This is a genomic window from Agrobacterium sp. M50-1 (genome assembly GCF_049843495.1).
GTDB lineage: Bacteria > Pseudomonadota > Alphaproteobacteria > Rhizobiales > Rhizobiaceae > Agrobacterium > Agrobacterium radiobacter.
In genome coordinates, this window is the sequence record NZ_JBBHZH010000003.1 from 487188 (window position 1) to 506119 (window position 18932).

At 59.7% G+C, this 18932-nt stretch carries 19 protein-coding genes and 1 other RNA gene; 13 read left to right on the forward strand and 7 right to left on the reverse strand.

Going from position 1 to position 18932, the window contains the following annotated elements:
- Positions 1-58: 58 nt before the first annotated feature.
- The 6 genes from WDZ78_RS09890 to WDZ78_RS09915 all read right to left on the reverse strand — a co-directional run bounded on the left by WDZ78_RS09890 (position 59) and on the right by WDZ78_RS09915 (position 6434).
- A complete protein-coding gene (locus WDZ78_RS09890; RefSeq protein ID WP_425672912.1) occupies positions 59-838 on the reverse strand; it encodes a glycoside hydrolase family 25 protein in 780 nt (259 codons plus the stop codon).
- Between the two features lie 233 nt (positions 839-1071).
- A complete protein-coding gene (locus tag WDZ78_RS09895; protein WP_425672913.1) occupies positions 1072-1791 on the reverse strand; it encodes a class I SAM-dependent methyltransferase in 720 nt (239 codons plus the stop codon).
- Positions 1788-3038, reverse strand: coding sequence for a DUF3419 family protein (locus WDZ78_RS09900; RefSeq protein ID WP_425672914.1), 1251 nt, complete (start codon positions 3036-3038; stop codon positions 1788-1790). Before WDZ78_RS09900 ends, WDZ78_RS09895 begins: the two co-directional genes overlap by 4 nt.
- 303 nt (positions 3039-3341) lie before the next feature.
- Positions 3342-4409 carry a transglycosylase SLT domain-containing protein gene (locus tag WDZ78_RS09905; protein WP_425672915.1) on the reverse strand — a complete coding sequence of 356 codons (1068 nt, stop codon included), beginning with the start codon at positions 4407-4409 and terminating at the stop codon, positions 3342-3344.
- A 125-nt stretch (positions 4410-4534) separates the two neighbouring features.
- Positions 4535-5170, reverse strand: coding sequence for a LysE family translocator (locus tag WDZ78_RS09910; protein ID WP_425672916.1), 636 nt, complete (start codon positions 5168-5170; stop codon positions 4535-4537).
- Between the two features lie 52 nt (positions 5171-5222).
- Positions 5223-6434 carry a pyrophosphate--fructose-6-phosphate 1-phosphotransferase gene (locus tag WDZ78_RS09915; RefSeq protein WP_425672971.1) on the reverse strand — a complete coding sequence of 404 codons (1212 nt, stop codon included), beginning with the start codon at positions 6432-6434 and terminating at the stop codon, positions 5223-5225.
- Between the two features lie 319 nt (positions 6435-6753).
- Here WDZ78_RS09915 and WDZ78_RS09920 point away from each other — a divergent pair, with 319 nt between their 5' ends.
- From WDZ78_RS09920 to rnpB, 6 genes are all read left to right on the forward strand, one after another.
- Complete coding sequence (locus tag WDZ78_RS09920; protein ID WP_004430712.1) at positions 6754-7494, forward strand: J domain-containing protein; 741 nt, start codon at positions 6754-6756, stop codon at positions 7492-7494.
- Positions 7491-8270 carry an N-acetylmuramoyl-L-alanine amidase gene (locus tag WDZ78_RS09925; RefSeq protein ID WP_425672917.1) on the forward strand — a complete coding sequence of 260 codons (780 nt, stop codon included), beginning with the start codon at positions 7491-7493 and terminating at the stop codon, positions 8268-8270. Before WDZ78_RS09920 ends, WDZ78_RS09925 begins: the two co-directional genes overlap by 4 nt.
- Positions 8271-8518: 248 nt before the next feature.
- Positions 8519-9058 carry a lytic transglycosylase domain-containing protein gene (locus WDZ78_RS09930; protein WP_020009283.1) on the forward strand — a complete coding sequence of 180 codons (540 nt, stop codon included), beginning with the start codon at positions 8519-8521 and terminating at the stop codon, positions 9056-9058.
- A 92-nt stretch (positions 9059-9150) separates the two neighbouring features.
- Positions 9151-10338, forward strand: a complete 1188-nt coding sequence (locus WDZ78_RS09935) for an FAD-dependent oxidoreductase (protein ID WP_425672918.1) — start codon at positions 9151-9153, stop codon at positions 10336-10338.
- A 60-nt stretch (positions 10339-10398) separates the two neighbouring features.
- Complete coding sequence (locus WDZ78_RS09940) at positions 10399-11589, forward strand: FAD-dependent oxidoreductase (RefSeq protein ID WP_425672919.1); 1191 nt, start codon at positions 10399-10401, stop codon at positions 11587-11589.
- A 56-nt stretch (positions 11590-11645) separates the two neighbouring features.
- An RNA gene (rnpB, locus tag WDZ78_RS09945) (RNase P RNA component class A) lies at positions 11646-12047 on the forward strand.
- A gap of 58 nt (positions 12048-12105) precedes the next feature.
- Here rnpB and WDZ78_RS09950 read toward each other — a convergent pair.
- Positions 12106-12537, reverse strand: a complete 432-nt coding sequence (locus WDZ78_RS09950; protein WP_020009286.1) for a winged helix-turn-helix transcriptional regulator — start codon at positions 12535-12537, stop codon at positions 12106-12108.
- An 89-nt stretch (positions 12538-12626) separates the two neighbouring features.
- Between WDZ78_RS09950 and WDZ78_RS09955 the strand changes: the two genes are divergently transcribed.
- From WDZ78_RS09955 to WDZ78_RS09985, 7 genes are all read left to right on the forward strand, one after another.
- Positions 12627-13442 (forward strand): oxidoreductase, encoded by an 816-nt coding sequence (locus WDZ78_RS09955; protein ID WP_020009287.1) that lies wholly within the window; start codon positions 12627-12629, stop codon positions 13440-13442.
- Between the two features lie 50 nt (positions 13443-13492).
- Positions 13493-14494 (forward strand): NADP-dependent oxidoreductase, encoded by a 1002-nt coding sequence (locus WDZ78_RS09960; RefSeq protein ID WP_425672920.1) that lies wholly within the window; start codon positions 13493-13495, stop codon positions 14492-14494.
- A 126-nt stretch (positions 14495-14620) separates the two neighbouring features.
- A complete protein-coding gene (locus WDZ78_RS09965) occupies positions 14621-14842 on the forward strand; it encodes a hypothetical protein (protein ID WP_425672921.1) in 222 nt (73 codons plus the stop codon).
- 273 nt (positions 14843-15115) lie between these two features.
- Positions 15116-15556, forward strand: coding sequence for a division/cell wall cluster transcriptional repressor MraZ (gene mraZ / locus WDZ78_RS09970; protein WP_004442807.1), 441 nt, complete (start codon positions 15116-15118; stop codon positions 15554-15556).
- 14 nt (positions 15557-15570) lie between these two features.
- A complete protein-coding gene (gene rsmH / locus WDZ78_RS09975) occupies positions 15571-16596 on the forward strand; it encodes a 16S rRNA (cytosine(1402)-N(4))-methyltransferase RsmH (protein WP_425672922.1) in 1026 nt (341 codons plus the stop codon).
- Between the two features lies 1 nt (position 16597).
- Positions 16598-17158, forward strand: coding sequence for a cell division protein FtsL (ftsL, locus tag WDZ78_RS09980; RefSeq protein ID WP_004430738.1), 561 nt, complete (start codon positions 16598-16600; stop codon positions 17156-17158).
- On the forward strand, positions 17158-18900 hold the full coding sequence (locus WDZ78_RS09985) for a peptidoglycan D,D-transpeptidase FtsI family protein (RefSeq protein ID WP_020009290.1): 1743 nt from the start codon (positions 17158-17160) through the stop codon (positions 18898-18900). The genes ftsL and WDZ78_RS09985 overlap by 1 nt, the downstream gene beginning before the upstream one ends.
- Positions 18901-18932 lie beyond the last annotated feature (32 nt).

Genomic DNA, 18932 nt, shown 5'->3' on the forward strand with positions numbered 1-18932 from the left:
CGCGATCTGACGTTGCAGAACAACGCCGATTTTTCGAAAGTGTTGCTTCTTGGCCGTCTTATTTGGCCGAAGCAATCCATTTTCGCCAGTTTTTCTCCGTACCGGCAAAGACATTGATGTCGGTTGGGCCGTTTACGCCGGGCACGACGCCGGTTGCCGTATATTGCCAGAAGGCCCATTTGCGATCTTCGTAGATCTTGGCCGGATGGGCGGCGACGGAACGCACCCAGAAATGGTAATCCTTGAACTGGCCAACGAGGTTGTCGCGGTGGAAATCAACAGAGGTATAGATGATCGGGCGCTTGCCATAATGGGCTTCGATGCGGTCGAGGAAACGCTGCATTTCGACGCGAACAACGCCGGGCGCCGGGCGCGTCTTGCAGGTGGGCGAGGAGGGGTTCCACTCCACGTCGAGAACCGGCGGCAGGGTGACGGCGTCCTTTGGCACGTTGCGAATGAACCAGTCGGCCTGGGCATCCGCTGTCGAGCAGAAATAATAGAAATGGTAGGGCGCATGCAGAATATCCGCGGCTGCCGCGCTGCGCCAATGGTCACCGAACTTCGGATCGATGCGGTCCGATCCCTCCGTCGCCTTGATGAAAACGAAGGAGACACCTGATTTGCGGACGGTCTGCCAGTCGACATCACCATTCCATTTGGACACGTCGATGCCGTGCACCTCATGGCGGTGCGGGTTGTTCATGCCGAAATCCTGCGGGTCGGTATCGGAAAATTTCGGCTTGGAAACGGATGCGGTTTCCAGCAGGTCATAGCTGGTGGAGGTGCAGCCGCCGATCAACAGCAAAGCCGACAATAGTGCCCATGAACGCAGCCGCATTGGAATCCTGATGAAAATGTTGCCCATCCCACGGCCGCAGAATAGCGCGCCGTATCTCCCGATTTACGCATAACATGGTAAACAAACTGATATGGCAAGGGGCAACGTGTTTTTTGCACCCCGCAAGTCGCTGGATTTGAAGCGGTTTGCGGTTTTAACGCCGAAATTCTGGCCCGGCAGGAGCCTTGAAGGCGACACCCCTTATGGTTAGGGATTCGCACCGCCCTCTGGAATCAGGCGTCGGCCAATATGCGATGAATTTTCGGCTGCTGCGCTTCAGCGATCGGAAGTGTGATGATGGCCCGCCACGCATAACCCCGCGCGATTTCCTCGAATTCGAGGTTACCATCAAAACGGCCGGCCATATTGGCGAGAACATAGCGGAGATTGGCGCGGGGCGTAACGTGAAAGCGGGTGAGCCAGGCCTGCAGAAGCGTGCGGAACCACTTCGGCAACTGTTCCTGCTGGCCGAAATCGACAATATGCAGCGAACCGCCCGGTTTCAGCGCCGTGAGCGCCTGCTCGATCGCCTTTTCCCAGTCCGGTATCATCGACAGCGCATAGGGGATCATGACGCGGTCGAAGCCCTCGGACTGGCCGAATTCCGAGGCGCGGAAGGCAGTGGCATCGGCCACGCGCAGAACGGGGCGTTCCGCCTTGCCGGCGAAATTCTCGGAGGCGGTCAGCAGCATTTCGGCGGAAATGTCGAGGCCAAACAGTTTCGCGTCCGGAAACTTGCGGCTGGCCAGCAGCAGGTTGCGGCCGGTGCCGCAGCCGATTTCCAGCAAGGTGCCGCCCTTCGGCACGTTGAGGCCGGAAATGGTTCTGTCGCGGCCGAGAAGGTAATATTTGCGGGTAATATCGTAGATATGCCGCTGGTGGCGATACATGCGGTCCATCAGGCTCGCATGCGCGCTGTCTGCAAGGCCCACATTTTCGCCGATGGTTTTCATGCCATAGCCCTCTCGTAAATATGGAAGCCGCCATAGATGGCCGAGCGGTCCATGGCGTTGAGCTCGTTGGAGCGCTCTTCGAGATAGACCCACTGGTTGCGGATATCAGGGGAAAGCCGACCTTCGATGACGCTCTTTTCGGCGGCGGTGCGGAAGATGACGCGCGCGCCCGAGGCGGCGGTGCGGCTGATCTGCGACCACAATTCGTTGAGCTGCACGTCCGTCATCCAGTCCTGCGCGTCGAGGAGGATGTAGCGGTCGACGGCGCTTGCAGGCTTGCGCGAGAGAAGCTCGGTATAGGTGGCGTGATGCACCGTGACGCGCGCCGTGTTGTTGCGGATCGTCTCGTAATATTCCGGCTTGAGATAGGCGGGCAGTGCGCCCTCATGCGGTTCGGGGTAACGGCGCGCAAAGGCCTGCCAGGCGAAATAATTGTCGCTGAGCGGGAAGTTGCAGGCGAGCTTTTCCAGCCGCTCCTTGAGCACGGATGCAACCGTGCCATTGGCGGAAAGGCTGGCCAGCTCGTCATATTGGCGCGGCGGAATACCGAGGCCGAAAAGCGAGCTTTTGCGCTTCGTCAGCCAGCGCACCACCGGCTTGTCGAACAGCGGTGCGACCTTGCTGTCGAAGAACTGGCGCTGTTCATCCAGCGTCCGGGTCTTGGCCATTTCGGTGAGTTTCACGCCGTGCAGCCGGGCCATGAGATGGCCGGCGCCGATGAAGCGGCCGAGCAGGCCGGTGCGGTAGATGTTCCTGTCGAACACCGAGATGCGGCGGCGGCCGGAAAGGGTGCGCTTCGACCAGTAAGCCTTGGTCGTGGCGTCAAGGTGCTCGGCGATGAAGCGGTCGTAACCGTGGCTGTTGCTGCGGGTGTTGGCGCGGCCGAAATGGCGCACCACATCCTGATGGCCCGGCAGATGGCGGAACGCGGCAAGCTTCAGCTTGTTCAGCGCAATGTGATGCGGGTTGAGATCAACCACATCGATGCTGGCAGGGTTGCGGGAGAGATAGGCCAGCATGTTGCAGCCGCCCGAGCCGATGGTGACGATGCGGTGGCCTTCGCCAAGCTCCATCGCTTCCATGTCGATCTCAGGGTCTTCCCAGATCTGCGGATAGACGAGGCCGGAAAAGAGGACGCCGAAAAAGCGCTCGGACAATCCGCTTTTGGAGAGTGCCTTGTGCTGGAGCAATGCGGACTTCAGTTTTGTGTTCTTGCTGAAGCCGGTCTTGGGTGCCGCACTCGTCATATGTTCACCTCTCAGTCGATTGAGAGGCGTCTACAGCCGGGACACTACAATTTGATGACAGGGGCTGTGGGTGAAAGCAACGAATCGAAAAGACGATGTGAAACCATCGGCGTCTAAGTTGCCCACGAAACCTCGTCACACACGACGTCATCCTCGGGCTTGGCCCGAGGATCCATAACGCATTGCAATCGTGGATCCTCGGGTCAAACCCGCGGATGACGGAGAGAAAATTTCAGGCGCTTTTGTCACCGGTATCGAGAAGCCGAACGAATTCAGACGGCATCCCCAATACAGCCGGGGCTATCACTTGCGCAGAACGTGCAGCATGCCCTTGCGCTTGGCATCGTAATAATAACCGCGTGCGTAAAGCCGGACGGCATTGTCGCGGTCGTTACCAGCCACAACCCATGCGCCGCGCAGATATTTGACGGCGTATTTGAGATTGGTTTCGGCATCGAAGAGGCCGGAGGCGGGGCCATCGAAGCCCATGGAGCGGGCCGTGGCGTGCCTGATCTGCATCAGGCCGAAATTGCCGCTGCTATAGGCGCCGGGATTGTACCGGCTCTCGCGCTGAACCACGCGGTGAACCAGATCTTCCGGCACATCATACATGGTGGCGTATTTGGTAATGAGGCCGCTCAGCTTTTCGCGTCCGGCCGGCGCGGCATTGAGCGGCGCCGTCATTGATTCGTTCTGCCGGATGGCGGCAAGAGCGGCATTGGTGGGGCCGGCGGCATAGGCCAGAACCGTGCTGTCCGGCTTCGGCAGCGGAATGACTTTGCGTTCCGCTGTCAGTTCGGTGCCGATGGAGGGTGAGCCGGGCGGTGGCGGTGCAGGCGGGAAGCTACCCTTGACGGCAACCACCTGCGGCAGATCGGCTGCGGCATTGTGGGCAGCCGGTTTTGCCGCCGTTTCGATGGCTGCTGCCGCAGGAGCAGCGCCCGTCGGCGCGAGTGCTGCAACGGCTGTGGGTGCGGATGTCGCCCCTGCGGCCTGAGCCACTTCCGTCTGGTGCGGCTGCATCTGGGCGGTGATGGCTGCGGCGGCTGCAATTTCGGAGGCCGGCGGCAGGGCCACGCGTCCGCCCTTGACGGCGACGGCGGTGGGAAGTGCTGCTGGCTGGGAAGAGGTTGTGGTTTCGGCAGTCTGTACCGCTGCCGGGGTCGCGCCCGCTGCGGCTTCGGCCGTTGCCGTCTGCGCCGATGTTTGCGCTGGAGTGGCAGCGGGGTTAACCGTTGCGATCTTCGGGCCGTTTGGCCCTTCCTTTGCGGTATATTCGACGCTGGTGCATGCGCTCAATGCCAGTGCCAGACCCACGGTGGAAGACAGAAGAAGTGCACTTCTTCCGCGGAATTTGCCCGAATTTCGCATGTTGCCGCCTTCGTTATGCCTGTCTTTCGATACCCCCGCGTCGAGCGAAGCAGGCAGTGTCCCGTCGAGCCTTCATTAACCTATTGTAAGGATAGCGGCAAGCCGGGAGGTGGCGACCAAGTTTTTCAGGCTGCGATGCGCCTGTATCCGGCGCTGACAGCGCGACCGGAAATGAAGTGGGTGCGGTATTTCGGCCGGATTTTCTTGTCGCCCGACATGCGGCGCACCAGCGCGAGCGTCGGGCCGGCAAACAGCGCCTGCGCGGTCAGAATCACAAGCGCCAGAAGCAGGATGGCGGCCTGCGCTATGGCGAGCGTTTCAATTGTGTTGCCGGAAGTGGAAACGAATTGCGGCAACAGCGCCAGAAAGAAAGTGAAGTAGCGCGGTCGCAAAGCGGCAATGGCGTAACAATCGCGGAAAATGCCGCTCCAGGATTTGCCCGGCAGATTGTCATTGTCGGCATTGGCCGCCTGGGCGGCCGGCGTGGCGAAGGTCCACAACAGAAACAGCATCAGCCAGCCGATGCCGGCCCATTGCACGATTTCCAAGAAGGATTGCGGCAGATAGGCGAGACCGGCCACCGGAATGGCCGAAATCATCATGGCCGTGACGATGCCGAGCGCGCCGCCGACAGCGGAGGCGAAGACCGTCTTCTTGCCGCGGATGGCGGCATAGGAGGCAACAGAGAATACAAGGGGAGAGGGGAGTGCGAACACAACGGCACATGCTGCACAAAAAATCAGCCAGGCCTGTCCAGACATTCTCTTCCTCCTTGCCCTCCCTGTCGCCGTCTTATTTTAGACTATCGTAAAATCAGGCGACTGTGAACGGCTGACCGACGTGTTCCATCACTTCGGTAAACCATTTTGCAGAGAGGTCGAAATGCTTTCCACCCTTGATACGCGGAAACTCGATGGTCCGCAATTTGCCATTCTGGTCTTCGTCATGGCCGGTGACGCCGGAGACCTTGTTGAGCGCGCTTTCGACGGCGAGATCCACCATGCCCTGAATGAGGCGCAGATCGTCTCCATTGGCGGCGGCGGAGCGGGCGAAATAGCCTGATTTCTGCACCATGGAGCGTTCTGCGCCGATGAGGCTGGCAAACTGCTTCTGGAACCAGCCGCCAACATTGATGGTGTCGATCTTGACGTGACCAAAAGCGTCGCGCTTGACGGCCTCGCCGGAGGCTTCGCGTTCGGCAACGATCGAATCAAGGCCGGCGCCTTCCGACACGAACAGCGTGACATAGCCGTTTTTGTCCATGATTTCCTTCAGTCGCTCGGCTTCCGCCTCGATGTCGAAGGCCATTTCCGGCAGGTAGATGCCGTCGATGTTCTTCATCTGCGTGTTCATCATCAGGCCTTCGACATATTCATTGCCACTGGTCTTCTGGATATAGGCGCGGGCGGTGGCGGCCGTCAGCCAGCCGCAATGGCGGCCCATGACTTCGTGGATGACGAAGGTTTTCGGGGCAGCGCTCTGCTCGTTGCTGACATTGTCGAAGAAGGAGGCGCCGACTTCGGCGGCCGTCCAGGCGCCGAGCGACTGCTTGATCGGCACGACGTCATTATCCACCGTCTTCGGCAGGCCGACGACGGTGAGGTTATAGCCGTTCGCGCCGAGATAGGCGGCAAGGTCCGCAGCCGTCGTGTTGGTGTCGTCACCGCCGATGGTGTGGAGAATGGTGACGCCGTCGGCCGCCAGCCGGTCAGCGGCGACGCGCAGCGGATTATCGCCTTCCTTGACCAGACCGCGCTTGGCGCAATCGGCGGCATTGGTGAGCTTGACGCGGCTGTTGCCGATCGGCGAGCCGCCGTAACGGTGCAGCAGATGCGCCTTTTCCCGCATGTCTTTGTTGATTTCGATGCGGTCACCCAGAAGCACGCCCTGATAACCCGAGCGGTAAGCGATGATGTCGATCTCGGGCGCGATGTCGCTGTAACGCTCGATCAAGCCGCCCACGGCCGAAGAGAGACAGGGCGCAAGGCCACCCGCGGTCAGCATTGCGACTTTCTGTTTGGCCATCATGGCTCTCCTTTTCACATATACCCAAAGACATGTCTGGCAAATGGATGCGACAGCCGCGTGTAGGTGTAAAGTGAATTTATGAAGAAAAACGCGGATTTCTCGCGGTTTTTCAGCGGCTTGAGCAAAGTGGCGAAATATAATCGTTTCAATCGGCATAGCCGGTGGCCGGCTATCCGCCGTCTGTGGAAAACCGTGGTCCCATCGTCTGCCGCACCCTTGTTCCTGAAGCAAAACTGTCGCAAAGATGAATAAAAGTTAATGCCGCCGGACCGCTGGACATATTGCATTCGCGGCAATATCCCGTCATGCTTGTCGCATGATGTTCGATTTCGCGTGTCTGCAAATTTCATCCCTGTGGGAACGGCTGCTCGGCGCAATCGGCGACGCGGCAGGCGGTGCACTCGGGCGCGTGGTGGAAGCCATCCGCACCCTTTTCGAAGGTGATCCGGAAACCCGCCGCAAGGTTTCCTTTTCCGTGGCCATCATTGCACTTTCCGCCAAGATGGCGAAGGCCGACGGGGTCGTCAACGATGCCGAGGTTCGCGCTTTCCGGCAGATTTTCGATTTTCCGGAAGAAGAAGCCAAGAACGTCGCTCGTCTTTATAACCTCGCGCGTCAGGACGTTGCCGGTTACGAAGCCTATGCGGAGCGGCTGGCGGGTCTTTGCGGTTCCGGGCACGCCAATTGCGAGATGCTGGAAAGCGTCATCGACGGCCTGTTCCACATCGCCAAGGCCGACGGGCTGATCCACGAGCGGGAACTGGCCTTCCTCGGCCGGATCGCGGAAATCTTCCGTATCACCGAAGATCATTTCGAAACGATCATGGCGCGGCATGTGCATATGGACGGGCGCGACCCTTACCGCGTACTCGGTGTTTCACCTTCGGACGATTTTCTGGATATCCGCAAGCGGTACCGAACGCTGGTTGCCGAACACCATCCCGACAAGCTCATCGCCCGCGGCGTTCCCATGGAATTGCATGCGGCCGCGAATGAACGTATGGCGGCTCTCAACGCCGCTTATGCGGCCATTGAGAAAGAACGCCGCGTCGCATGAGTGAATGTCTGCCGGATTTTACCCCGGATTTCGGGGGCGCAGCCGTTGCGCCTTCGCCTAATCATGGCGAAAGGCTGGGTGTAGCCGGTCCTGACATCATTCTTCTGCATTATACCGGCATGACGACGGCCGATGGCGCGCTGTCATGGCTCTGCAATCGCGAAAGCCAGGTCTCCAGCCATTATTTCGTCTTCGAAGACGGACGCGTCCTCCAGCTCGTGCCGGAAACCCGCCGTGCCTGGCATGCGGGTAAGAGCAGCTGGGCTGGGGATGAAGACATCAATTCTCGCTCCATCGGTATCGAGATCGCCAATCAGGGCCATCCAGGCGGCCTGCCGGAATTTCCGAAAAAGCAGATCGAAGCCGTCATCGAATTGTGTCGCGATTGCGGCCAGCGCTGGAATATCGCCCCTGAAAGGGTGCTGGCGCATTCGGATGTAGCCCCGATCCGCAAGGTCGATCCGGGTGAAAAATTCCCGTGGGACATCCTGTCGCAGCAGGGTGTCGGCCATTGGGTGGAGCCTGCGCCGATCCGTGGCGGGCGCTTTTTTCAGCGCGGGGACCATGGCCAGCCGGTCGAAGCGCTGCAGTCGATGCTGTCTATTTATGGTTATGGCGTTGAAATAACAGGCGCTTATTGTGAAAAAACCGAAGGCGCCGTGGCGGCTTTCCAGCGGCATTTCCGCCCCATCCTGGTGGATGGCATCGCGGATTTCTCCACCATTGACACGCTGCACCGGCTGATCGCCAGCCTGCCGAGATTTTCGGGCGCTTAACCGCCGATTCTGGAAAAGCATTCCCGCTCTTCCAGCGTGTTCAAGTCGCTTTTTTTCTTGTGCCACAGTTAATCCGCATTGAGGAAGTTTAAGAACGTCACTGCATGCGGTGTCGTTCTTCAGGGGAACTTACCGTCAATATCAATCAAGGAGACCGGACAGCGGAAGGTCGAGATCGACTTTCCGGGCGCAGACTATTTGTGTCGCTTCATTGTTCCGGTCATCCGATCTGGAGAATTTTTCTACATATGAACAGGGTTGTTGTTGCTGTCGTGGCGAGCGTTGTTATGCTCGCTTCGCAGGCGGGGATTGCTTTTGCCAAAGACGAGGACGTCAAGACCAAAACCGTGACGCTGGAGACCTTCTTCCGCAAGCCCGGTTATCCCATTCCCGAAAAAAGCCTGCCTTCCTCGCTCAGGAACGATTATTCCGATCTGATCGTCAAATATGCCAAGCGTTACGGCGTTCCCACCAATCTGGCGCATGCCGTGGTTTCGGTGGAAAGCAAGTTTAATCCGAAGGCCCGCGGCAGCGCAGGTGAAGTCGGGCTGATGCAGATCAAGCCGGCAACGGCGCGGATGATGGGCTATCGCGGCACCACCAAGGCGCTCTACGATCCCGAGACCAATATTCGCTGGGGCATGCAATATCTGGCGACGGCGCATCAACTGGGCGGCGGCCAGGTCTGCAGCACGATCCTGCGCTACAATGCCGGCCATGGCGCCACCCGCATGAACCCGGTCTCCAAGCGTTATTGCGGCAAGGTGCAGGCGCTGCTGGCCGGCTGAGGCCGGCTTGTATTGCTTGTTAAATTGCGAAAAGCGATTCCGGTTCGGCCCGGCATGCTGTAGTCAGAAACAAAGCTGATACGGAGCATGACATGCCGGATTTCAAATATATCGTGGTCGGGGCCGGGATGATGGGAGCGGCCGCGGCGCGGCATCTTTCGGCGCAAATGAATGGCGTGGCGCTGATCGGACCGGGCGAACCCGCTGATCGCAAGACCCATCAGGGTGTGTTTTCAAGTCATTACGATGAGGCGCGCATCACCCGCGGGTTTGACGGCGATCCGGTCTGGGCGGAGCTGGCGCAACGCTCCATCCGCCGTTATGCGGAGATCGAGGCCAAAAGCGGCATCCGCTTTTTCACTGAAGCAGGCTGCCTGTTCACCGGCAACGGTAAGGGTCTTGCGGGAGATTATGTCTCGCGCGCCCTTTCCTCGGTCGACCGTCTCGGTCTTGGTGTAGAGACACTCGGCAGCGATGTCCTCGTTGACCGGTTTCCGATGTTCTCCCTGCCGGCCGATCACGACGGTTATTTCGAGGCGCAGAATGCCGGTCACGTCAATCCGCGCGCCCTGGTGAAGGCGCAGTGCGCCGTTGCCGAGGTGCAGGGCGCGAAACTGCTGCGTGAGACGGCGGCCCATATTCGCGACACCTCCCATGGCGTGGAGGTTTCGACCCGCGACGGGGCCGTCCATACCGCCGAAAAGGTCATCGTTGCGGCGGGCGGCTTTACCAACATGGCGGAACTTCTTCCATCGCCGGTCGATATGGCGGCAACGGGCCGCACCATCGTGTTTTTCGAGCTGGATGAGGCAAGGCAGGCCCTGTTCGGCGCTATGCCGTCCACCATCGTGCTCGCGGAGAACGAGGACGACATCGTCTATATCCTGCCGCCGGTGCGTTATCCCGATGGCAAAGTCTATCTGAAGATCGGCGGCGAAAGCGAGAAGGGCAGGCTTGAAACGCTCACCGAAGCGGTAGACTGGTTCCACTCGGACGGTACGCCGGGTGAAGTAGAATTTTTGAAAAAGCGGGCGCTGTCCCTGATGCCGGCGCTTGCCGGCTGCCCCGTGACCTCCGGCTCCTGTGTCGCCTCCATCACCCGTAGCGGCTATCCCTATATCGGCTATACGCAATCCTCCAATATCGCGGTTCTGACCGGGGGCAATTTCGTCTCCGCCAAGTCTTCGGACGAGATCGGACGGCTGGGTGCTGTGCTGCTTCTGAACGGCCAGCTGACCGAGGATGAATTCGCCGCTGAAATGGCGCCGGTTTTCGTCTGACATTCACGGGCGGAAGCGGCTAAAAGGTTGCGACGGAAGTGAGCGGGTGAAGAGGGCGGCATGTCGGGACATTTCAAATATATTGTCGTGGGTCGCGGCATGATGGGTGCGGCCGCCGCCCGCCATCTGGCGGAAACGGTGGATGGCGTCGCGCTGATCGGTCCCGGTGAACCTGCCGACATTAAATCGCATCAGGGTGTTTTCGCCAGCCACTATGACGAAGCGCGGATTACCCGCACCATCGATGGTGACGCAGACTGGGCGCTGCTCGCCAACCGCTCGATCGCGCGTTATGCCGATATTACGGCCAGAAGCGGCGTTGAATTTTATGCTCCGGTCGGCTGCCTGATGGTGGGGCCTCAGCGGGGCGGTGACAATTCCTTTGTTGACGATGTCCGCAAGGCGGCGGCGCGGCTCGGCGTTTCGACGGAACTGCTGGACGGTCAAAGCCTCGAAAACCGCTTTCCCTATTTCACCTTCGAGCCGGGTTGCGAGGGAGTGTTCGAGAGGAACAATGCCGGATACGTCAATCCACGGGCGCTGGTGAAGGCGCAAACTATTCTCGCTGAAATGGCGGGTGTCACGCTTATCGACGATATCGTCGTTTCGACGCGGGAAGAGGGTGGCCGGGTATCGGTTCAGACGGCCTCGGGCGCGGTTTATACCGCAGACCGGGTGCTGGTGGCGGCTGGCGGCTTCTCGATCATGAAAGATCTTCTGCCGCAGCCGGTGGCTCTTGATGTCTATGCACGCACCGTCGCTTTCTTCGAGATAGACGAGGGTGACCTTGCGCAATATGCGGACATGCCATCGCTGATCTATGAGCCGCGTGAGCCGACCAAACATATCTATCTGCTGCCGCCGGTGCGTTATCCCGATGGCAAATTCTACCTGAAGATCGGCGGCGATCCGGATGACAAGAGGCTCGGCAGCGATCCGGAAATCCGGGAATGGTTCCGCTCCGGCGGACGTGAAAGCGTGCGGGATCATCTCTCTGACATCGTCGGAACGCTGGTGCCTTCCATTGATCTCTCGCGTGTCTCGATGGCCGCCTGCGTCGTCTCCAAAACGGGGAGCAGCTATCCGGCCATCGGTTTCACCGCCTCGCCGCGCATCGCGGTTCTGACCGGCGGCAACGGCACGGCGGCCAAGAGCTCTGACGAGATCGGCCGGCTTGGCGCCGGGCTGCTGCGGGACGGAGAAATCGTTGACGGGGCCTTTTCGACGGATTTCAAACCGGCATTTCTTTGATCCTCGCCTGCGCTTTTCAGTGGCTTTCGCCTCGGAACATGGTTATGGAGCCCATGCCAGTTGGCCGGGCAGCCGCGCTTTACCAATGTCGAAAGACGGTAAGGTGAGGAAAGTCCGGGCTCCACGGAAATACGGTGCCGGATAACGTCCGGCGGGGGTGACCCCAGGGAAAGTGCCACAGAGAGCAAACCGCCATGCCTTGCATGGTAAGGGTGAAAGGGTGGGGTAAGAGCCCACCGCGCCGCTGGTGACAGCGGCGGCAAGGTAAACCCCACCGGGAGCAAGACCGAATAGGGATGACACGGGATGGGCGAAAGCCCGTTCACAGCCGGTTTCCAGGCCCGTCATCCGGGTGGGTTGCGCGAGGCGGCATGCAAATGCCGTCCCAGATGAATGGCTGCCACGTTCCGGGTCAAACCGGGGCCATACAGAACCCGGCTTACAGGCCAACTGGCGAATTTTCCTACCTGTGTGCGATGCTCCGCTGTTAATCCGGCGCACTTGCGGTGAAGGTGCTTATTCGGGTTTAGCGATACGAATTGGACGGGTTCCGACCGGAGCGCCGGTCACGCGGTCTATGGTGACGGGATCGATTTCCGTTCCGGTCTCGGCGTCGAAAAAACGGGTTACCTCACCTCCGCCGCGATGCTTGTTTCCCCATGCGCCAATTGCAAACAGCACCGGCAGAAAATCGCGGCCGGCTTCCGTCAACATATATTCGTAGCGTGGCGGACGATCGGAATAACGGCGTTTCATCAGTAATCCCTCTTCGGTCAGCGATGAAAGCCGCGCCGTCAGCATCGTCGGCGCGATGCCGAGGCTCTTGCGAAAATCATCGAAGCGGGCGAGGCCCGCATGGGCATCGCGCATGATCAGCATGCTCCAGGCATCACCGACAAGGGCAAGGCTGCGGGCGATGAGGCAGGGCTGGTCCGAGAGATTTTTCATGTCGATATCTTTTTAGTAGTGACTTTGTATCGATTTGATAGTAACTCAATGCTCATTGTTGTTCCATAACAAAATGAAAGTGGACGCAGATGAGCAAGACAGAACGCGGCATAGCCCTGGTGACGGGCGCATCCTCCGGCATCGGGCTGGTGACGGCGCGGGCGCTCCGGCGCGATGGTTACCGTGTGTTCGGCACCAGCCGAAAGCCGATGCCAGACATGGAGGATGGGATCACGATGCTGATCTGCGACGTTACCGACGATGCGTCCGTGCGGCGCGCGGTGGACGAGGTTTTGAGCCGCGCAGGAAGGATCGATCTTCTCGTCAACAATGCCGGGATCGGTTTGCTGGGCGGTGCGGAAGAATCGACGGCGGAGCAGGCGAAGGCCGTATTCGACGTTAACGTGTTCGGCGTGATGCGCGTGACAAATGCGGTTCTGCCCGTCATGAGACGGCAGCGTCGCGGCCGTATCGTCAACCTCAGTTCCATACTCGGGCTGATCCCGGCCCCCTATAATGCGCTTTACGCATCGACCAAGCACGCCATTGAAGGCTATTCGGAATCTCTTGACCATGAAGTGCGAACGCAGGGCATCCGCATCGTGCTTGTCGAGCCGGGTGTGACCCGCACCTCCTTCGAAGAAAACATCACACGGCCAGACCGGCCGCTTGCCCTCTACGATACGGTTCGGGCGGACGCCGAGAAACTGATGCGTGACGTCATCGAAAAGGGCGATGACCCGGAGGTGGTCGCAAAAGTTGTCGTAGAGGCCGCCAATACGGCAGCGCCCAAACGACGCTATACTGCCGGAAAAGCTGCGGGGCAGGCCCGCTTCATCCGCCGCTTCCTGCCTGAGTCCTTCGTCGACAGGAGCTTTCGGAAATTCAGCAGGCTTCCTGATTGAGCTTTTATTGCCGGTGCCGGGTGTCGGCCGCAGAAACGAAAGTTAGTCCGATGAAATCATTTCTGATCGATCGCTACAAGAAAGGCGGCGCATTGCGGCTCGGTGAAATCCCCGAGCCGGAGGTGCGCGCAAACGACGTTCTGGTCGAAATCCGCGCCGTCAGCGTCAACCTTCTGGATAACAAGATCAGAGACGGAGAGTTCAAGCTCATCCTGCCGTACCGCCTTCCGCTGGTGCTGGGCAACGATGTGGCGGGTGTTGTGGTCCGCGCCGGCGCCAATGTCCGCAAATTCAAGCCCGGCGACGAGGTCTATGCCCGTCCGCACCAGGCGCGTATCGGGACATTTGCCGAGTACATCGCCATCGATGAGGCCGATGTGGCGATGAAGCCGGACAATCTGACCATGGAAGAGGCGGCATCTTTGCCGCTTGTCGCCCTGACGGCATGGCAGGTGCTTGTCGAGCGGGCCAATGTGCAGAAGGGACAGAAGGTGCTGATCCATGCCGGTTCGGGCGGCGTGGGCACTATCGCGATCCAGCTTGCCAAACATCTCGGGGCTTATGTGGCCACAACCACGAGTACAGCCAACGTGGATATGGTAAAAAGTCTCGGTGCAGACGTCGTGGTCGACTACAAGAAGGAAGACTTCGAAAAAGTGCTGCACGGTTATGATGTCGTGATGAACAGCCTCGGAAAGGACACGCTGGAAAAATCCATTGCGGTGCTGAAGCCGGGCGGCAAGCTGATTTCGATTTCCGGCCCACCTGATCCGGATTTCGCACGGCAGAATGGCTCCGGCTGGCCGCTTCGGCAGGTCATGCGCCTGTTGAGCCTTGGCATCAGGAGGAAATCGAAACGCCGGGGGATTGGCTATTCTTTTCTCTTCATGACTGCGAATGGCGGGCAGCTTGAAAAGATTACCGCTCTGATCGAGGCGGGCCACATACGTCCGGTGATGGATCGGATATTCCCGTTCGAAAAGACCAATGAGGCATTGGACTATATCCAGACCGGCCGTGCGAAGGGCAAGGTCGTCATCGCAGTGAAATAATGTTTGCGGTCCACAGGGCCGAAAGCAATTGCCATTTGCAGTTCAATTGCCGGGCAAATATGGGGCCGATGCTCGACGTGTCGGGCGGCCCCGTGCGCCGTCACGCTTTTAGCTGGAATGCTCCCGATGAAAAACGACATCGTACTCCTGTCACCTGTGGCGCGAGCGCCGTCGTGCGCCGTCTTCCGTGCATTGTGGCTGAGACCATGGCTGGATGAAGAGGCGCATTCGCCCAGACCGCGATCAAAAGCGGTGCGGCTGAAATCATTTCCTTGTTTCAAAACAGAAAAATGGTGGTTTCACCGCACCTTTGTGTGCCGTGAAAAAGTGTCTTTGCGGCTGAAGTAAACCATTCGTTAAACTTAACGGCTTATGAATTTCCGATGCGAAGTCGGTATCGTGCCGGCTTCTCCCATTGACGCCCATAGTGTCCCATGATATCCCAAATGCACACCACATTGGGTCGTGTTTTTGACCCGCAATCGCTGAAACGAGTGAGGAGCCTGCGAGGGGCTGCTGCAGGGCATGTCGCCCTGGCGCTTGGCGATGTGTCGTGCGTACCGGTGTCGGCTGCGGAGCGGATGGATCGCTTTGCGGCATGCGGTTTTGGCGAGTTGAGTAATGGACCGCTTTTTATCGAACGTGACGAACAGGATCGACGCCAAGGGGCGCGTCTCGGTTCCGTCTCCGTTTCGTTCGGTGCTGGCGAAGCGCGGCGTTCAGGAGCTTTATTGTCTCCAGGATTTTGCGTTTCCGGCAATCAGTGTCGGCGGTCCGGATTTGCTGGAGCGCTACGAGCGGCAGATTGCGTCCATGGATGCTTTCTCGCCAGAGGCGAACGCAATGTCGCTGCTGGTTCACGGCGGCGGCGTTTTCATGAAGCTCGACCAGGAAGGTCGATTGATGGTGACGGATTTTGTGCGGGAATTCACCGGCATATCCACCGAGGTCACCTTCGTCGGGCGGGCGGATCATTTTCAGCTTTGGCAACCGGATGCGTTTTTGGCGGCGCAGGCGGAAGCAAGAGCGGGGCGCGGTTTTTCGGCTGCTCGCCCCGCCTAGGACGGGGACACGGGATGGCGGCGAATTCTGGCGGACGATCTTCTGATGCCGATGGCGGACCTCAGCGTCACATCCCTGTCCTGCTTCGCGAAGTCATCGCCGCGCTGGAGCCTGCGTCCGGCAAGATTATTCTCGATGGTACTTTCGGCGCCGGCGGTTATAGCCAGGCCATTCTCGATCAGGGCGCCAATATCATCGCACTCGATCGCGATCCGACGGCGATCGCCGGCGGCCAGGCCATGGTTGCCGCCAATGGCGGCCGCCTTTCGCTTATTCATGCGCAATTTTCCGATCTCGCGAAGCATGCGCCTGAAGGCGGGCTTGATGGCGTCGTTCTCGATATCGGCGTGTCTTCCATGCAGATCGATGAGGCCGAGCGCGGTTTTTCCTTCCAGAAAAACGGCCCTCTCGACATGCGCATGTCCGCTTCCGGCGTCTCGGCTGCCGATGTCGTCAATCGCGCCAAGGTCAGCGATCTGATCCGCATCTTCGGCTTTCTCGGTGAAGAGAAGCAGCCGGGCCGCATTGCCCGCGCCATCGAGAAGAAGAGGGCGGAAGAGCCGTTCCGAACCACCCGCGATCTGGCGGGGCTCATCGAGATCGTCACGCCGCGCAAGGCGAAGGACAAGATCCATCCCGCAACGCGGGTGTTCCAGGCGCTGCGCGTTTTCGTCAATGATGAGCTGGGGGAACTGGCGCAGGCTTTGTTTGCCGCCGAGCAGGTTTTGAAGCCCGGCGGAAGGCTCGTCGTCGTCACGTTCCATTCGCTGGAAGACCGTATCGTCAAGAAATTCTTCTCCGACCGTTCGGGCAAGGCCGCCGGTTCCCGGCATCTGCCGATGGTGGAGGATAAGCCGGCCATTTTCGAGAACATCGGCAAGCCGATGATCGCCGCCAGCGATGAGGAGGCGGAGCTTAATCCGCGGGCTCGCTCGGCCAAGCTTCGCGCTGGCCTGCGCACCACAGCCCCGGCGCGCGCTGCAGATTTCTCGATTTTCGAGCTTCCTGATCTCGCCAGCCTTGAAAAGATGGGAGGCTGATATGCTGCGCACTTTCGATGTCATCTTGATGGGGGTCATGGTCGCTGCGGCTGTCGTGACCTATTCGATCAAGCACAAGGCCGATCTGAAGCTTGAGGAGGTCCGCAAGCTGGAGGCCGAGATCAAGCTTGAAAAGGACACGATCGATCTTTTGAGGGCCGACTGGGCGCTGCTGACACAGCCGAACCGTCTGCACCGTCTGGTGAATGCCTATCAAACGGAACTCGGTCTTTCACCGACGCTGCCGACGCAGCTGGCGCAGCCGCGCGAGTTGCCCATGCTGCGCTCGCAATTGCCGCAGCCGCCCGAGCCTGAAGGCATGAGCGTCGAGGATGTCATCGCCGCCGCCGTCAATGGCTCCAAGCCGGGGGCTACCCTCGGTGGCGCTTCGAAGCCCAAATCGCCGCCTGCGGGCCAGATTGCCGTGAACGGCGTTCCGGTGCCCACGCCACGTGCGCGCGTTTCACGTCCGGCACCGGCGCCTGTACCGGTCGCTTCCGCCGCCGCTGGTGATGAAACCGGCGATATGGATGAAACCATAACAGGATCGGTGAACCGCTGATGTCTTTTCTCTCCCGCGTCATGGTTTTGAAGAGCAAGGCTCACTTTTCCGCCAGCACCACCGGTGTCTATACCGACCATGCGGCGTTTGAGGGCGCCCGCAAGAAGCGGGCCGCCCAGGCGAAAAGCCGCGTCGGCCTTCTGATTTTCGGTTTTGTCGCCTTTTATGCCGTCGTGGGCGGCCGTCTCGTGCAATATGGCATGGCGGAACAGGAAACAGTGTCGAGCATTGCGCCCGCAGACCGGCTGATGGCGTCGCGCCCCGATCTTCTTGATCGCAACGGCGAGGTTCTGGCCACCGATATCCGCACCGTCTCGCTGTTTGCCGAACCACATCGCATCGTTGATATCGACGAGGCCATCGAGAAGCTGCGCACCGTCCTGCCTGACCTCGACCAGCGTACCACCTATCAGAAGCTCTCCTCTAATTCGCGCTTCCAGTGGCTGCGCCGTCAGCTGACGCCGAAGCAGCAGAGCCAGATTCTGGCGCTCGGTATTCCCGGCGTCGGCTTCCGCCCGGAAAAGCGCCGCTTTTATCCCGGCGGGCCGACTGCGGCCCATGTCGTCGGCCACGTCAACATCGACAACCGTGGCGTTGCCGGCATGGAACGTTACGTCGACAGCCAGGGCCTTGCCGATCTGACGGCGCTCGGCATGACCAGCGACCAGCCGCTGGAGCCGGTAAAGCTTTCCATCGATCTGCGTGTGCAGTCCATTGTGCGTGAAGTCGTGACCGCGGCGATTGCCAAGTTCCAGGCGATCGGTGCGGGTGCCGTGGTTCTGGATGTGCATACCGGTGAAGTTCTCGCGATGGCCTCGGTGCCGGATTACGATCCGAACAACCCGGCCGAAGGCGCCAAGGAAGGCTGGCTCAACCGCATGTCGAACGGCACGTTCGAAATGGGCTCCACCTTCAAGTCCTTCACGATTGCCATGGGTCTCGATTCGGGCCGCGTCCGTCTCGGCGACACTTTCGATGCGCGTTATCCGATCCGCATCGGCGGTTTCACCATCAAGGACTTCCACGGCAAGGGCCGAATGCTTTCGGTGCCGGAAATCTTCCAGTTTTCGTCCAATATCGGTACGGCCAAGATCGCCGACACCGTCGGAACGGAAGGCCATAAGGAATTCCTGACGCGGCTTGGCCTTTTGACCCGCATGCAGACCGAGTTGCCTGAAGTGGCGCTGCCGTCACAGCCGCGCGAATGGAAGAAGATCAACTCCATCACCATTTCCTTCGGCCACGGCGTTTCCACGACACCGCTGCAGACGGCGGTTGCCGGTGCAGCACTCGTCAATGGCGGCAAACTGATCGAGCCGACGTTCCTGCCGCGTACCCGCGAACAGGCCGATCAGGTGGCCAAGCAGGTTCTGAAGCCCGGCGCCAGCAAGGACATGCGTTTCCTCTTCGAGTGGAACGGCGTCAACGGTTCGGGCCGCAATGCGCGCGTCGACGGTTTCAACGTCGGCGGCAAGACCGGTACGGCCGACAAGGTCGTCAACGGACGTTACGTGCACGACAAGAACTTCAACGCCTTCCTCTCGGCCTTTCCGATGGACGATCCGCAATATGTCGTGCTGTCTTTCATCGATGAGCCAAAGACGGACAAGGGCAACGGCGCAGCGCTTGCCGGCACCTCTGCGGCGCCGATGGTGCACGATATCATCACCCGCACGGCGGCGGTGCTGGGCGTGAAGCCGAAGTTCGGCAAGGATGGCTCGGCCTTGCTCGTGTCTTATTGATTGTTAGCTTATGATGTTCCGGCGATTCGCGC

Excerpts from the sequence above, each read along its gene's own strand:
- WDZ78_RS09890 (WP_425672912.1), bottom strand. The coding sequence starts at position 838 with ATGCGGCTGCGTTCATGGGCACTATTGTCGGCTTTGCTGTTGATCGGC.
- WDZ78_RS09895 (WP_425672913.1), bottom strand. The coding sequence starts at position 1,791 with ATGAAAACCATCGGCGAAAATGTGGGCCTTGCAGACAGCGCGCATGCG.
- WDZ78_RS09900 (WP_425672914.1), bottom strand. The coding sequence starts at position 3,038 with ATGACGAGTGCGGCACCCAAGACCGGCTTCAGCAAGAACACAAAACTG.
- WDZ78_RS09905 (WP_425672915.1), bottom strand. The coding sequence starts at position 4,409 with ATGCGAAATTCGGGCAAATTCCGCGGAAGAAGTGCACTTCTTCTGTCT.
- WDZ78_RS09910 (WP_425672916.1), bottom strand. The coding sequence starts at position 5,170 with ATGTCTGGACAGGCCTGGCTGATTTTTTGTGCAGCATGTGCCGTTGTG.
- WDZ78_RS09915 (WP_425672971.1), bottom strand. The coding sequence starts at position 6,434 with ATGGCCAAACAGAAAGTCGCAATGCTGACCGCGGGTGGCCTTGCGCCC.
- WDZ78_RS09920 (WP_004430712.1), top strand. The coding sequence starts at position 6,754 with ATGATGTTCGATTTCGCGTGTCTGCAAATTTCATCCCTGTGGGAACGG.
- WDZ78_RS09925 (WP_425672917.1), top strand. The coding sequence starts at position 7,491 with ATGAGTGAATGTCTGCCGGATTTTACCCCGGATTTCGGGGGCGCAGCC.
- WDZ78_RS09930 (WP_020009283.1), top strand. The coding sequence starts at position 8,519 with ATGAACAGGGTTGTTGTTGCTGTCGTGGCGAGCGTTGTTATGCTCGCT.
- WDZ78_RS09935 (WP_425672918.1), top strand. The coding sequence starts at position 9,151 with ATGCCGGATTTCAAATATATCGTGGTCGGGGCCGGGATGATGGGAGCG.
- WDZ78_RS09940 (WP_425672919.1), top strand. The coding sequence starts at position 10,399 with ATGTCGGGACATTTCAAATATATTGTCGTGGGTCGCGGCATGATGGGT.
- WDZ78_RS09950 (WP_020009286.1), bottom strand. The coding sequence starts at position 12,537 with ATGAAAAATCTCTCGGACCAGCCCTGCCTCATCGCCCGCAGCCTTGCC.
- WDZ78_RS09955 (WP_020009287.1), top strand. The coding sequence starts at position 12,627 with ATGAGCAAGACAGAACGCGGCATAGCCCTGGTGACGGGCGCATCCTCC.
- WDZ78_RS09960 (WP_425672920.1), top strand. The coding sequence starts at position 13,493 with ATGAAATCATTTCTGATCGATCGCTACAAGAAAGGCGGCGCATTGCGG.
- WDZ78_RS09965 (WP_425672921.1), top strand. The coding sequence starts at position 14,621 with ATGAAAAACGACATCGTACTCCTGTCACCTGTGGCGCGAGCGCCGTCG.
- mraZ (WP_004442807.1), top strand. The coding sequence starts at position 15,116 with ATGGACCGCTTTTTATCGAACGTGACGAACAGGATCGACGCCAAGGGG.
- rsmH (WP_425672922.1), top strand. The coding sequence starts at position 15,571 with ATGGCGGCGAATTCTGGCGGACGATCTTCTGATGCCGATGGCGGACCT.
- ftsL (WP_004430738.1), top strand. The coding sequence starts at position 16,598 with ATGCTGCGCACTTTCGATGTCATCTTGATGGGGGTCATGGTCGCTGCG.
- WDZ78_RS09985 (WP_020009290.1), top strand. The coding sequence starts at position 17,158 with ATGTCTTTTCTCTCCCGCGTCATGGTTTTGAAGAGCAAGGCTCACTTT.